We start from the raw sequence: 14,386 nt of genomic DNA on the forward strand, positions 1-14,386 counted from the left end.
ATCAGTGCTCGTGGATCGAGTCCGTCGCCGCGATCTTCTTCCAGGACTTCGGCTCCACCGGCTGCGCCGCCGGGGCCTTCAGCGCGCGGCCCGTCTTGGACGGGGCGGCGGCCGGCGGGGCGAACGACGGCTTGCCAGGGGTGTAGAGCCAGGTCTCGAACAGCTGGGCCAGCGGCTTGTTGGAGATCTTCTCCGCGTACCGGACGAAGTCGCCGACCTTGGCGTTGCCGTACGCCCGCTCCGTCGGCCAGCCCTTCAGGATCTGGAAGAACTTCTCGTCGCCGACCTCGTTGCGCAGCGCCTGGATGGCGATGGCGCCGCGGTCGTAGACGGCCCCGTGGAACTGGTTGTCCGGGCCCGGGTCACCCGGCTTGACCTGCCAGAACGGGTCATCGGCGGCACGCTGGCCGTACGCCCAGGCGGCGAGCTCCTGCGCCGTGCCCTCGCCCTCCTTCTCCGACCACAGCCACTGGCTGTAGCGGGCGAAGCCCTCGTTGATCCAGATGTCCTTCCAGCCTTCGACGGAGACGCTGTCCCCGTACCACTGGTGGGCCAGCTCGTGCACGACCACCGAGATGTTGGAGCCGCTCTGGAACTGGCGCGGGCTGTAGAAGGGCCGCGTCTGGGTCTCCAGTGCGAAGCCGGTCGGCACGTTCGGGACGTACCCGCCCACCGCGTTGAAGGGGTACGGCCCGAAGATGCCCTCCAGCCATTCGGCGACCTCGCCCGTCCGCTCGACGCTCGCGCGCGCCGCGCCCGCGTTCTCGCCGAGGTCCGTGCTGTACGCGTTGAGGATCGGCAGCCCGCTCGACGTCTTGTCGGTGGTGATGTCGAACTTCCCGATGGCCAGGGTGGTGAGGTACGTGGCCTGCGGCTTGTTCGAGCGCCAGTTGTAGCGGGTCCAACCCAGCCGGGAACTCTGCGACTGGAGCACGCCGTTGCTGATGGCCTGCGTACCGTCGGGGACGTTGACCGAGACGTCGAACGTGGCCTTGTCGAGGGGGTGGTCGTTGCTCGGGAACCACCAGCTCGCCGAGTCGGGCTCCTGCGCGGCCACGCCGCCGTCCGGGGTGCGCTGCCAGGCGCTCCAGCCGTCGACCTTGAACTCGGAGGGCTTGCCCGCGTACTTGACGACGACGCTCGCCTGCTTGTTCCGCTGGAGCGGCTGCGCCGGGGTCACCTCCAGCTCGTGCTCACCGGAGGTGGCGAACCGGGCCTTCACGCCGTTGACCCGGATCTCGCTGACCTTGAGGCCGAAGTCGAGGTTGAAGCGGGAGAGGTCCTGCTTGGCGGTGGCGAGGAGGGTGGCGGTGCCCTCCAGCAGATCCGTCTTCGGCTGGTACTGGAGGCGCAGGTCGTAGTGGGACACGTCGTACCCGCCGTTTCCGCTGGCCGGGTAGTAGGGGTCGCCGATACCCGGGGCACCCGGCACGGAACTGGCCGCCGACGCCGGGATCACCAGCAGGAGGGAGGCGGCGAGCACGCTCGGGGCGATGACTTTGCGGTGCACGAAGAGCTCCAATGGGTAGGGGAGACAGTTCTGTTCAGGCGCTTGTCGTCCGACCGTATTCACGCCCGGAGCCCCACGTCATGTCCATGGCCACCCCTGTCACACGATCGCCATTCGGCCGTCACAGCGCGCCCCCCGGAAGGCGGTACCGGGCCCCCGGACGGCCCGCCCGGGGCGGACGGGCCGCGGAAGAAAGGCCGGAAAGGGCGGCCCCGCGACGCCGCGCCCCGCGGCCGCGCGGCCGCGCGCACCGGGGCGGCTCAGACGGCGACCGCCTCCTCCATCTCCTCCTCCTTCTCCTCCTCCCGGGTCGGCCGCTGCGGGGCGCCCGGGTCTGCGGGGGTCGGCGCGGCGGCCGTGCGGCGGCGGTGTTCGGTGAGGGCGGCGGCGCCGGTGAGCAGCAGGCCCAGGAGCAGCCACAGGGCGAGGGTGGTCAGCTGGCGGGAAAGGCCGTCGTGGCCGAAGTAGACGAGGCTGCGCAGGCCTTCGACGTAGCCGGCGCCGTTCCAGAAGGCGTTCAGGGAGCCGAAGAAGCCGTTCTGCAGCTCGGGCCGGAACAGCCCGCCGGAACTGGTGAAGTTGAGCATCACGAAGAGCACCATCATGGCGAGCGTCGTCCAGCGCTTCAGGAAGGTGTGGAGGCCGACGCCGATGAAGAGGATGCCGGCGGAGTAGAGCCAGCTCAGGCCCCAGACGCCGGCCAGGCCGTGGTGGGCGAGGTGGAAGACCGGTCCGGCGAGCAGGGCGCCGATCACGCTGACCGCACCGGAGACGGCGACCACGAGCAGGGCGCGGCCGCGCATGCGCAGTGCGGCGCCCGCGCCGCCGAGGACCGCCACCGAGGCGTAGGAGCCGATGCTGATCGCGACGAGCAGGAAGAAGAGCCCCTGGCCGGTCGGGTCGTCGGCGGTGGTGGGGACGACGTCGGTGACCTTGAGCGGCGCGCCCTGCCGGGCGGCGGCCGGGGTGAAGATCTTCTGTGCCACGGTGGCGCCGGTGTCGGAGGCGGCGGTGGCGACGATGAGTTCGGGCCGGGTGTCGCTCAGGACGTAGGCGGCGGTGACGCGGCGGTCCTTGACCTCGTCGATCGCGGCGGTGCGGTCGGTGAGGGTGCGCACGTCGAGGGCGTCACCGGCTTCGTTCTTGACCGTCTGGGCGAAGACCATGGCCTTGGGGCCCTCGCCGACGACGGCGACCGGCAGGTGGTGGGGCTCCGGCTGGACGAAGGCGCCCATGTAGGCGAGCCCCATGCCCAGGCACATCAGCAGCGGTGTCAGCAGGTGGGTCAGTACGTGGCGCAGCGCGGGCGCGGCTGCGGGGGTGGGAGTGGAGCCGGACATGGGGGACCTCCGGTGTCGGCGCGGGCTCGGCAGCGGCCCGCGCCGTTACATGTCCGGTACGGCGGATGCCGTGACGAACATGGTTGGCGTATACAACTACATTTAAGTTGTACCATACAACTACCTGCTGGAGGAGGTCGACACCGTGAACACGGACACACCGGAAAGCGCCACCCCTCACCGGGGCGACGGGCGCAGGGAGGCCGCCGTCGAGACGATCCAGCGGGAGATGACCGCGTTCGCCCGGCGGGCCCGCTCCGCGGCGGCGCGGATGCACCCGGAACTCTCCCTGGTGTCCTTCACCCTGCTCGGCCATCTGGAGGAGCATCCGGGCTGCCGGGCCCGCGACCTCGCCGCCCACTACGCGCTCGACAAGTCCACGGTCAGCCGCCAGGTCGCCGCCCTGGAGCGGGCGGGCCTGGTCGGGCGGCGGGCCGACCCGGCCGACCACCGGGTCCAGGTCCTGGAGCTCACCTCGGCGGGCGCGGCCGCGCTGGACCAGGCGGCCGAGATCCGCACCGCCATGTTCCGCGGGCGGCTCGCGGACTGGGCCGGCGAGGACCTGGACCGCTTCGCCGCCTACCTGCTGCGCTACAACGGGCGCGGCGGGTACGGCGAGCACTGACTCGCGGGGTGGGTGCGCCGCACATGGGTCGCCGTGCGGCGGGCAGGTGCACGGAGCGGGGCGCCGGTCGTCGCGGGGCGCCCGGGAATGCCCTCGGCCTTTTAGTTGCTATATACATCGAATGGTGTGGGTGCTGCTGCCCGCGCCGCGCGACCCTCAGGAGACATCGCATGCCGCACCACCCCTCGGAATCGCCCGCGGACGTCGTCGCACGGCTGCGCGCCACCTTCGCCACCGGCCGTACGAAGCCGCTGGCCTGGCGTCGCGAGCAGCTCGAAGCCCTGCGCAGGCTGCTGACCGAACGCGGTGACGAGCTGGCCGCCGCGCTCCACGCCGACCTCGGCAAGGGGGCGAAGGAGGCCTACCGCACCGAGATCGACTTCACCGTGCGCGAGATCGACCACACCCTGCAGCACCTGGCGCAGTGGCTGCGGCCGCAGCCCGTGCCCGTACCGGAGCGGCTGAGCCCGGCGAGCGCCCACACGGTGCAGGACCCGCTCGGCGTGGTCCTCGTCATCGCCCCCTGGAACTACCCGGTCCAGCTGCTGCTGGCCCCGGTCGTGGGGGCGCTGGCGGCCGGCAACTGCGTGGTGGCCAAGCCCAGCGAGCTGGCACCGGCCACCTCGCGCGCCGTCGCCGGCCTCCTGCCGCGCTACCTCGACCGCGACGCGGTCGCCGTGGTGGAGGGGGCGGTGCCCGAGACCAACGACCTGCTCGCGCAGCGGTTCGACCACATCTTCTACACCGGCAACGGCCAGGTCGGGCGGATCGTCATGCGGGCCGCCGCCGAGAACCTCACCCCCGTCACCCTCGAACTGGGCGGCAAGTCACCGGTGTTCGTCGACCGCGGCACCGACCTGGGCACGGTCGCCGCCCGGCTGGCGGCCGCCAAGTTCATGAACGCCGGCCAGACGTGCGTGGCCCCCGACTACGTACTGACCGACCCGCAGACCGCCAGGGAGCTGGAGAAGGCCCTCGCCGAGGTGCTGCGCGACCTGTACGGGCAGGACCCGGCGGAGTCCCCGGACTACGGCCGGATCGTCAACGAGCGCCATTTCGACCGGCTCTCGGGCCTGCTCGACTCCGGTCGTACCGTCACCGGCGGGACCCGCGACCGCGCGCGGCGCTACATCGCGCCGACCGTGCTGGCCGAGGTGGCGCCCGACTCTCCCGTCATGGGCGAGGAGATCTTCGGCCCGATCCTGCCGCTGGTCGAGGTGGCCGATCTGGACGAGGCCATCGCCTTCATCCGCGACCGCGACAAGCCCCTGGCGCTGTACGCGTTCACCGAATCGCAGACCACCCGTGACCGCCTGACCCGGGAGACCTCCTCGGGCGGCCTGGCGTTCGGGCTGCCGGTGGCCCACCTGACGGTGTCCGACCTGCCCTTCGGCGGTGTGGGGGAGAGCGGCATGGGCAGCTACCACGGCCGCTACTCCCTGGACACCTTCAGCCACCGCAAGGCCGTCCTGGACAAGCCCCTGGGCTGACGGCGGACCGCGCCACCGGTCAGGCCGCCCCCGGGGCCGTGGGGGCGGCGGCGGGCGCGGGGGCGCCGACCTCGGCGAGGATCGCGTCGGCGAGGCCCTCGCGGCGGATCCGCTGGTCCACGTACAGCATGCCGGTGGACAGTTGGGTGAACGCGATCTGGAACGTCTGGCCGGCGACGCCGCCGACGGCCATGGCGGCCACGGCGAACCCCAGGGAGGTGATCAGGCCGGCCGGGGTGGCGTCCGAGCCGTTCTCGACGCCCACCATGACGGGAATCATCCCCATCAGGCCGACGATCTGGAACGGCAGCTGGATCACCCAGGAGACCGCCCCCGCGACCATCCCGGCGGCCAGGGTGACGCCGAGGATCCGCCACCAGTCGCCCCGGACCAGGGCGACCGAGCGGCGCAGTGCGGTGACCGGGCGCGCCCCCTCCATGACCACGGCGGCCGGGGCCAGGCTGAACCGGACGGTGAGCCATACGACCAGGGGCGCCGCGGTCAGCAGGAACACCGGCAGGAGGCTGACGGCCATCGGCGCGGTGTGCTCGGAGGCGGTGGCGATCAGCAGCGGTATCCATACCGCCAGGGCAGCGAGCATGGGCGCACCGGCGATCAGGCCGCTCAGCAGGGTCGCACCGGCCACGGCGGGCGCCCGCCGGAAGGCGGCGCGCCACATCGCGCGGAAGGTGGTGGGCCTGCCCATCACCGCCTCCCGGAGGACCGCCGGGCAGAGCGAGGTCATGACCGCGGTCGCCAGCACGCCGATGACGGCGAGGACCACGAACAGCACGCCGCCCGCCACGAGCAGCGGCACGACGTGCTCGGGCGTCGGGTCCTCACCGAAGGGCGGGTCGAAGACGGGCTCGAAGTGGCTGAACACCGAGGCCACGGCGATGACCACCGCGAGGGCCATCACCGGCAGGGCGATGGCCAGCACGGCCAGCATCACGCCGACCAGCTGCTTCCAGTGGCGGCGCATCGTCGCGAAGGTCCCGCTCAGTATCTCGGCCAGGTTCAGCGGCCGCAGGGGGATCACCCCCGGCTGCGGGGACTGGGGCTGCCACGCACCCCACTGCGGGGCGCCGCCCCAGCCGGCGCCGGGGCCTCCCGGACCCTGGCCCCCCGCCGGTCCCCACCCTGTGTTCTGCGTCATGCACGTGCTCCGTACGTCGTCCCCCGAATGGACGCACAACCTATCCCACCACGTCAGGTACATGGCAGCCGTGCCGGGTTGGCGGGCCCGGGGCGGCAAGTCCGGCGGCGCCGGGGCCCCGGATCCCGGCGTCCGTCGGCGGCACCTGCCACAATTGGCACCCTTCCATGCAAACGAAGGCAGGCGGGACCGCACAGTGACGATGTCCATCGAAGGCAGGATCGCCGAGGAGCTCGGCGTACGGGAGCGGCAGGTCAAGGCGGCCGTCGAGCTGCTCGACGGCGGTTCCACGGTGCCGTTCATCGCGCGCTACCGCAAGGAAGCGACCGAGATGCTCGACGACGCCCAGCTGCGCACCCTGGAGGAGCGGCTGCGGTACCTGCGCGAACTGGAGGACCGGCGCGCGGCGATCCTCGACTCCGTCCGCGAGCAGGGCAAGCTCGACGCCGAGCTGGAGGCGCGGATCAACGCGGCCGACACCAAGGCCCGGCTGGAGGACATCTACCTCCCCTTCAAGCCCAAGCGCCGCACCAAGGCGCAGATCGCCCGCGAGGCCGGTCTGGAGCCCCTCGCCGACGGCCTGCTCACCGACCCGTCCGTGGACCCGGCCGCCGCCGCGGCCGCGTTCGTCGACGCGGGCAAGGGCGTCGCCGACCCGGCGGCCGCCCTGGACGGCGCCCGCGCCATCCTCACCGAGCGGTTCGCGGAGGACGCCGACCTGATCGGCGAGCTCCGCGAACGCATGTGGGGCCGCGGCCGGCTCGCCGCGAAGGTCCGCGAGGGCAAGGAGGAGGCGGGCGCCAAGTTCGCCGACTACTTCGACTTCGCCGAGCCCCTCACCGCGCTGCCCTCGCACCGCGTCCTCGCCATGCTGCGCGGCGAGAAGGAGGACGTGCTCGACCTCAACCTGGAGCCCGAGGAACCGAGCGAGACCCCCGGCCCGTCCACGTACGAGGGCATGATCGCCCGTCGCTTCGGCGTCGGCGATCGCGGCCGCCCCGGCGACAAGTGGCTCGGCGACACCGTCCGCTGGGCGTGGCGCACGAAGATCCAGGTGCACCTCGGCCTCGACCTGCGGACGCGGCTGCGCCAGGCCGCCGAGGAGGAGGCGGTCCGCGTCTTCGCCGCCAACCTGCGCGACCTGCTGCTCGCCGCCCCCGCCGGGACCCGCGCCACGCTCGGCCTGGACCCGGGCTTCCGTACCGGCGTGAAGGTCGCCGTCGTGGACGCCACCGGCAAGGTCGTGGCCACCGACGTGATCTACCCGCACGTCCCGGCGAACAAGTGGGACGAGTCCCTCGCCAAGCTGGCCCGACTCGCGAAGGAGCACGCGGTCGAGCTGATCTCCATCGGCAACGGCACCGCCTCCCGCGAGACCGACAAGCTCGCGGGCGACCTCATCACCCGTCACCCCGAGCTGAAGCTCACCAAGGTGATGGTGTCCGAGGCCGGCGCCTCCGTGTACTCGGCCTCCGCCTTCGCCTCGCAGGAACTCCCGGACATGGACGTGTCGCTGCGCGGCGCCGTCTCCATCGCCCGCCGCCTCCAGGACCCGCTCGCCGAGCTCGTCAAGATCGACCCGAAGTCGATCGGCGTCGGCCAGTACCAGCACGACCTGTCCGAGGTGAAGCTGTCGCGTTCGCTCGACGCCGTGGTCGAGGACTGTGTGAACGGTGTCGGCGTGGACGTCAACACCGCCTCCGCACCGCTGCTCTCGCGGGTGTCGGGGATCAGCGGCGGCCTCGCGGAGAACATCGTCGCCCACCGCGACGCCAACGGCCCCTTCCGCAGCCGCAAGGCGCTCAAGGACGTGGCCCGGCTCGGCCCGAAGGCGTACGAGCAGTGCGCGGGCTTCCTCCGGATCCGCGGCGGGGACGACCCGCTGGACTTCTCCAGCGTGCACCCCGAGGCCTATCCGGTGGTGCGGGGCATGGCCAAGACGGCGGGCAGCGAGGTGGCGGCGCTGATCGGCAACGGCGGCGTGCTGCGTTCGCTGCGGCCGGAGCAGTTCGTCACCGAGGCCTTCGGTCTGCCGACGGTCACCGACATCCTGCGCGAGCTGGAGAAGCCGGGCCGCGACCCGCGTCCCGCCTTCAAGACGGCCACCTTCAAGGAGGGCGTGGAGAAGATCGGCGACCTGGCCCCCGGGATGATCCTGGAGGGCGTCGTCACCAACGTGGCCGCGTTCGGCGCGTTCATCGACATCGGCGTCCACCAGGACGGCCTGGCGCACGTGTCGGCGCTGTCGAAGACGTTCGTCAAGGACCCCCGGGACGTGGTCAAGCCGGGTGACATCGTCCGTGTGAAGGTCATGGAGGTGGACATCCCGCGCAAGCGGATCTCGCTGACCCTGCGGCTGGAGGACGAGGCCGGGGCGGAGCGCTCCGCCGGGGCCCCCAGGCAGCGCGAGGAGCGGCGCGGCGGCGGCCGGCCCCCGCAGCAGCGCGGTACGGGCGGCGGCCGCGAGGGCGGCCAGGGCCAGGGCCAGAGCCAGGGCCGTGGGCAGGGACAGGACCGGGGCCAGAACCGGGGCCAGCGCCAGGGCGGTCAGGGTGGCCAGGGCGGTCAGCGCCAGGGCGGCGGAGCCGCGGCGCCGGCGAACAGCGCGATGGCCGACGCCCTGCGCCGCGCCGGCCTCACCGGAGGCTCCGGCGGCTCCGGTGAGCGCCGGGGGCGCTGACGCCGGCGGGTACCGGCGGCGCCGGGCGGTGGCCGGAGGCAGGAGCCCCTCAGGGGACCGGCCTTCGGCCACCGCCGTGCCCGGGCGGTCGGGTCAGCATGGCCGAATAGGCGTGCCGCGAGGGGACATTCCTTGCCAACCCCCGTACAAGATCTGTAGGCATGGTGGAACACCCGTTCGTCGACCGGCGGACGGGCTTTCCGTTTCCTCCCTCCAGGACCGCACTCCCCGAGGCCGCCTTGAAGGCACAGGTCACCATGCCCATGCCCACGCACGCCTACCGACGCTGCCCGAGAAAGGGTCCGAAGAGGGATCACATGCCCCACCGGCAACTCAACTTGCGTAAACGCTGCGAGATGATTCTCGGCCATCTGGATTTGTCTCATCCGTTTTGCCTCGAAGGCCTCTGCGAGCGCATAGCCGAACAGCGCGGCCGCCCCATCCGGATCCACCCGCTCCCCAAGGAAGCGGCCGAGTCGGGCGTCTGCGGACTGTGGGTCGGCACCGACACCGTCGACTACGTCTTCTACGAGGCCCAGACCACCCCGCTGCACCGGGAGCACATCGTGCTCCACGAGCTGGGCCACATCCTCTTCGGCCACCACTCCCTGGAGGGCCAGGACACCGAAGGCGACGGCGTCCCCACCGTCCTCGGCCGCACCAACTACACCACCCGCCAGGAGCAGGAGGCCGAGATGCTCGCCAGCATGATCCGCATCCGCGCCTCCGGCACCGGCCTCCTCCCCTCCACCGCCCGCGGCACCCTGGCCCGGCTGGAGTCCGCCATGGGCTACGAGCGAGGGCCGCACGATGGCAGCTGACCTCACCGACTTCGGCAACTGGCTGGCCGTCCCCAGCGTCGTCTGCCTCTGGATCGCGGTCCTGCTGCGCGCTCCCGGGGCCCTGCGCTCCCCGCAGCAGCGCGGACTCTGGCTCGCCGTCGCCACCGCCGCCGCCGCGATGACCCTGAACCTGCCCGACGTCGTCGCGTACGCCATGCGCCGCGACCCGGGCTACGCGCACACCATCGGCCTGGTCCGCAACCTCATCGGGGTGCTGTCCGCCGGCGCCGTCCTCTACTTCGTCGCCGCCGCCACCCGCGGCCGCCGGCTCCAACTCGCCGCCTGGGTCGGCACGCTGGGCTGGCTCACCGCCCTGGTCGCCCTCGACGCGGCCGCGCCGGCCCACGGCACGCACACCATGCCGCCCGTCGGCGAACCGGTGCCCTCCCTCGCGTACTGGCTCGTGCTGATCTCCGCGCACCTGGCCGCCAACACCATCTGCGTCTTCGTCTGCTGGCGCTACGGCAGCCGCACCGAGAGCCGCGGCCTGGCCCTCGGGCTGCGGCTGTTCGGCCTCGGCACCGCGCTGGCCGGCCTCTTCTGGTTCGCGTACCTGCTCAAGGCCCTCTTCGACAGCACCTGGGCGATGCCGGCGCTGCCGCTGATGATGAACCTGCACGGGCTGCTGCGCGCGGCCGCGATCCTGGTGCCGACCCTGTTCACCCTGCGCCGCAGCGCCGCCGACGTCGCCACCGCGTGGCGGCTGTGGCCGCTGTGGCGCGACCTGGTGCAGGTCGTCCCGCATGTCGCACTGGGCAAGCCCCGGGCCGGGCGGCTGCTGGAGCTGCTGTGGCCGCCGGTCCCGCGCGACATGCTCGTGTACCGCAAGGTCATCGAGACCCGCGACGCGATCCTGATCCTGGGTGAGTACGTCGCCCCCGGCGTCCCGGAGCGCGCGCGCAGCCACGTCGCCGGGACGGGGATCCCCGAGCAGCGGCGGACGGCGGCCGCGCTGGCCTGCGTACTGAAGGAGGCGCGGCAGGCGAAGCTCGCCGGGCTGCCGCAGCAGGCGGGGGAGACGGTCGGGCTGGAACTGCCCGCCGCGATCCAGCCCCCGGCGGAGGGCGGCGACCTGGCGGACGAGGCCCGGTTCCTGGTGGACGTGGCCGAGGCCTACGGATCGCCCGAGACCACGGCCTTCACCCCGTGACCACCCGAACCACCCGAACCACCCGAACCACCTGAACCGCCCGGAAGCGAGCCCGCCTTGACCACCGTACTGATCACCGGGGCCAGCGCCGGCCTCGGCGCCGCCTTCGCCCGCGGCTTCGCGGCCAAGGGCTGTGACCTGGTCCTCGTCGCCCGCGACAAGGACCGCCTCGAAGCCCTCGCCGCCTCCCTCGGCCGGGAGTTCGGGGTCGCCGCCGAGGTACTGCCCGCCGACCTGCTGGAAGCGGCCCAGTGCGCCGGCGTCACCGAACGGCTCGCCGACACCGGCCGGCCGGTCGACATCCTGCTCAACAACGCCGGCTTCGGGCTGCCCGCGCCCTTCCCGTACAGCCCGGTCGAGGACGAGGAGCGGATGCTCGACCTGCTCGTCAAGGTCCCGCTGAAGCTCACCCACGCGATCCTGCCGGGCCTGCGCGAGCGCCGCCGGGGCGCCGTGCTGAACGTCTCCTCCGTGGCCGGACTGCTCCCGACCGGGACGTACGGGGCCGCCAAGGCCTGGATCACCGCCTTCAGCGAATCGCTGCGGGTGGACATGGAGCCGTACGGCGTCCGGGTCCTGGCGGTGGTTCCCGGCTTCACCCGCACCGAGTTCCAGGAGCGCGCCGGGATGGACGTCAGCGCCCTGCGCGACGCGGTGTGGCTGGAGCCCGAGGCGGTGGTGGCCCAGGCCCTCAAGGACCTGGGCCGGCGCCGGCCGGTCAGCATCACCGGCTGGCGCTACAAGGCGTACGCGACCGCCGTGCGCCACCTCCCGCGCGCCTTCGTGGCACGCAAGATGGCCCGCGACCGGCGGCCGCCCGCGGACGCGACTACAGCTCGCTGACCTTGCCGTCCGCGACCACCAGACGACGGGTCACCTGGACGGCGTCCAGCATCCGGCGGTCGTGGGTGACCAGCAGCAAGGTGCCCTCGTACGCCTCCAGGGCGGACTCCAGCTGCTCGATCGCCGGGAGGTCGAGGTGGTTGGTCGGCTCGTCCAGCACCAGCAGGTTCACCCCGCGGCCCTGGAGCAGCGCCAGCGCGGCCCGGGTGCGCTCGCCGGGGGAGAGGGTCCCCGCGGGGCGCAGGACGTGCGCCGCCTTGAGGCCGAACTTCGCCAGCAGGGTGCGGACCTCGGCCGGCTCGGTGTCCGGGACGGCCGCGCAGAAGGCCTCCAGCAGCGGCTCGTCGCCCAGGAACAGGCCGCGGGCCTGGTCGACCTCGCCGACGAGCACGCCGGAGCCCAGGGTGGCCGCGCCGGAGTCCGGTGCCAGCCGGCCGAGAAGGACGGCGAGCAGGGTGGACTTGCCGGCGCCGTTGGCGCCGGTGATCGCGACCCGGTCCGCCCAGTCGATCTGGAGGCTGGCCGGGCCGAACAGGAAGTCCCCGCGCTTGACGGCGGCCTCGCGCAGGGTGGCCACCACCGAGCCGGAGCGCGGGGCGGCCGCGATCTCCATGCGCAGCTCCCACTCCTTGCGGGGCTCGTCGACGACTTCGAGGCGCTCGATCGCGCGCTGCGTCTGGCGGGCCTTGGAGGCCTGCTTCTCGCTCGCCTCGCTCCGGAACTTCTTGCCGATCTTGTCGTTGTCGGGGGCCTTGCGGCGGGCGTTCTTGACGCCCTTGTCCATCCAGCCGCGCTGCATCGCGGCCCGGCCCTCCAGGGAGGCGCGCTTGTCGGCGTACTCGTCGAACTCCTCGCGGGCGTGCGTACGGGCGCGCTCGCGCTCCTCCAGGTAGGCGTCGTAGCCGCCGCCGTAGAGGTTGATCTGCTGCTGGGCCAGGTCGAGTTCGAGGACCTTGGTGACGGTGCGCGTGAGGAACTCGCGGTCGTGGCTGATCACGACGGTGCCGGCGCGCAGCCCCTTGACGAACTGCTCCAGCCGCTCCAGACCGTCGAGGTCCAGGTCGTTGGTGGGCTCGTCGAGCAGGAACACGTCGTAGCGGGACAGCAGCAGCGAGGCGAGCCCGGCGCGGGCCGCCTGGCCGCCGGACAGCGCGGTCATCGGGAGGTCCAGGCCGACGGCCAGCCCGAGGTCGTCGGCGACCTCCTGGGCGCGCTCGTCGAGGTCGGCGCCGCCGAGGTTCAGCCAGCGGTCGAGGGCCTCCGCGTACGCGTCGTCCGCGCCGGGGGTGCCGTCGACGAGGCCCTGCGTGGCCGCGTCCAGCTCCGCCTGCGCGGCGGCGACGCCGGTCCGGCGGGCGAGGAACTCCCGGACGGACTCCCCGGGCCGGCGGTCGGGCTCCTGCGGCAGGTGCCCCACGGCCGCCCCGGGCGGGGAGAGCCGCAGCTCACCGGTCTCGGGGGCGTCCAGCCCGGCGAGCAGGCGCAGCAGGGTGGACTTCCCGGCGCCGTTGACGCCGACGAGGCCGATGACGTCGCCGGGGGCGACGACGAGGTCGAGATCGGCGAACAGCGTGCGCTCACCGTGCGCGGCGGTGAGCTTCTTGGCGACGAGGGTTGCAGTCATGATGTCCCGATCCTATCCGCCGGCCCGTCGCGCCCGGCATGGCCGGATAGGTGGGACACCCGTCATTGCGGCCACCGCGTTCCCGTCACACCATGAGGCCATGTCGTTGCGAAACGTACTCGTCGTCCTCTATGACGGGGTGCAGAGCCTGGACGTCACCGGCCCGGTGGAGGTGTTCGCCGCCCTCGACCACATCGGCGGCCGGAGCGGCTACCGGATCCGGACCGTCTCCCCGGGCGGGAAGCCGGTCCGTACGCACAGCGGGCTGACCCTGGTCCCGGACGGGGACCTGGAGGGCGCCCGCCCGGCCCCCGGCACCACGCTGCTGGTGCCCGGCGGCCGGCAGACGGCCGACTTCGAGCCCCGGCTCACCGACTGGCTGCGGGCCCACGGGGGTGGCGCGGAGCGGCTGGTGGCGGTGTGCACCGGCGCGCTCCTGCTCGCCGAGGCCGGGCTGCTGGACGGCCGCCGGGCCACCACCCACTGGAACTCGTGCGCGCTGATGGCCCGGGACTACCCGGCCGTGTCCGTCGAGCCGGACCCGATCTACGTACGGGACGGCCGGGTCGCGACCTCGGCCGGGGTCACGGCCGGGATCGACCTCGCGCTCGCACTGGTGGAGGAGGACCACGGACGGGACGTGGCGCTGCTGATCGCCCGGCACCTGGTGGTCTTCCTGCGCAGACCGGGCAACCAGGCCCAGTTCAGCGCCCAGCTGGCCGCGCAGACGGCCCGGCGGGAGCCGCTGCGGGACGTCCAGCAGTGGATCACGGAGCATCCGGGCGGGGACCTGAGCGTCGCGGCGCTGGCCGCCCGGGCGAGGCTGTCGCCGCGGCACTTCGCGCGGGCGTTCCAGGCGGAGACGGGGGTGACGCCGGGGCGGTACGTGGAGCGGGTACGGGTGGAACACGCGAGGCGGCTCCTGGAGGACAGCGCGGACGGCATCACGGAGATAGCCCGCACCTGCGGCTACGGCACCCCGGAGGCCATGCGACGCGCCTTCGTGAAGACCCTGGGCCAGCCCCCGGCCGAATACCGCCGCCGCTTCGGCTGACCCCGCCGGCCCCCGGCGCCGGCCCGGCCGCCGCGATCGTACGACCACCGCGGGATCCCGGTCAGGGTTCCC

At 72.9% G+C, this 14,386-nt stretch carries 11 protein-coding genes; 7 read left to right on the forward strand and 4 right to left on the reverse strand.

Features of this window, described 5'->3' with window-relative positions:
• Position 1: 1 nt before the first annotated feature.
• Positions 2-1,510 carry a M1 family metallopeptidase gene (locus IE248_RS08195; RefSeq protein WP_100580555.1) on the reverse strand — a complete coding sequence of 503 codons (1,509 nt, stop codon included), beginning with the start codon at positions 1,508-1,510 and terminating at the stop codon, positions 2-4.
• 260 nt (positions 1,511-1,770) lie between these two features.
• Positions 1,771-2,850, reverse strand: a complete 1,080-nt coding sequence (locus tag IE248_RS08200; RefSeq protein ID WP_190030292.1) for a hypothetical protein — start codon at positions 2,848-2,850, stop codon at positions 1,771-1,773.
• Positions 2,851-3,079: 229 nt separating this feature from the next.
• Here IE248_RS08200 and IE248_RS08205 point away from each other — a divergent pair, with 229 nt between their 5' ends.
• Together IE248_RS08205 and IE248_RS08210 are read left to right on the forward strand one after the other, a co-directional pair.
• Positions 3,080-3,475, forward strand: coding sequence for a MarR family winged helix-turn-helix transcriptional regulator (locus IE248_RS08205; RefSeq protein ID WP_190030495.1), 396 nt, complete (start codon positions 3,080-3,082; stop codon positions 3,473-3,475).
• A gap of 170 nt (positions 3,476-3,645) precedes the next feature.
• Entirely contained in the window at positions 3,646-4,965 is a 1,320-nt protein-coding gene (locus IE248_RS08210; protein WP_190030293.1) for an aldehyde dehydrogenase family protein, read from the forward strand.
• Positions 4,966-4,984: 19 nt separating this feature from the next.
• Here IE248_RS08210 and IE248_RS08215 read toward each other — a convergent pair whose 3' ends face one another.
• Complete coding sequence (locus tag IE248_RS08215; RefSeq protein ID WP_190030294.1) at positions 4,985-6,121, reverse strand: DUF7847 domain-containing protein; 1,137 nt, start codon at positions 6,119-6,121, stop codon at positions 4,985-4,987.
• A gap of 196 nt (positions 6,122-6,317) precedes the next feature.
• Here IE248_RS08215 and IE248_RS08220 point away from each other — a divergent pair, with 196 nt between their 5' ends.
• From IE248_RS08220 to IE248_RS08235, 4 genes are all read left to right on the forward strand, one after another.
• Positions 6,318-8,801: a Tex family protein gene (locus tag IE248_RS08220; RefSeq protein ID WP_308438133.1), complete on the forward strand. Its 2,484-nt coding sequence runs from the start codon at positions 6,318-6,320 to the stop codon at positions 8,799-8,801.
• 377 nt (positions 8,802-9,178) lie between these two features.
• The gene (locus IE248_RS08225) at positions 9,179-9,622 is read left to right on the forward strand and encodes a M78 family metallopeptidase domain-containing protein (protein WP_199848577.1); all 444 of its coding nucleotides are present in this window, start codon (positions 9,179-9,181) and stop codon (positions 9,620-9,622) included.
• Complete coding sequence (locus IE248_RS08230) at positions 9,612-10,793, forward strand: MAB_1171c family putative transporter (protein ID WP_073796828.1); 1,182 nt, start codon at positions 9,612-9,614, stop codon at positions 10,791-10,793. The genes IE248_RS08225 and IE248_RS08230 overlap by 11 nt, the downstream gene beginning before the upstream one ends.
• 57 nt (positions 10,794-10,850) lie before the next feature.
• Positions 10,851-11,636, forward strand: a complete 786-nt coding sequence (locus tag IE248_RS08235) for an SDR family NAD(P)-dependent oxidoreductase (protein ID WP_190030296.1) — start codon at positions 10,851-10,853, stop codon at positions 11,634-11,636.
• Here IE248_RS08235 and IE248_RS08240 read toward each other — a convergent pair.
• Complete coding sequence (locus IE248_RS08240) at positions 11,623-13,260, reverse strand: ABC-F family ATP-binding cassette domain-containing protein (protein ID WP_037798549.1); 1,638 nt, start codon at positions 13,258-13,260, stop codon at positions 11,623-11,625. The two genes, IE248_RS08235 and IE248_RS08240, sit on opposite strands and share 14 nt — an antisense overlap.
• A gap of 100 nt (positions 13,261-13,360) precedes the next feature.
• Between IE248_RS08240 and IE248_RS08245 the strand changes: the two genes are divergently transcribed.
• Complete coding sequence (locus tag IE248_RS08245; RefSeq protein WP_047960755.1) at positions 13,361-14,314, forward strand: GlxA family transcriptional regulator; 954 nt, start codon at positions 13,361-13,363, stop codon at positions 14,312-14,314.
• Positions 14,315-14,386: the final 72 nt, after the last annotated feature.

The sequence above is a fragment of the Streptomyces goshikiensis genome (assembly GCF_014650555.1).
In the GTDB taxonomy this organism is placed as follows: Bacteria; Actinomycetota; Actinomycetes; order Streptomycetales; family Streptomycetaceae; genus Streptomyces; species Streptomyces goshikiensis.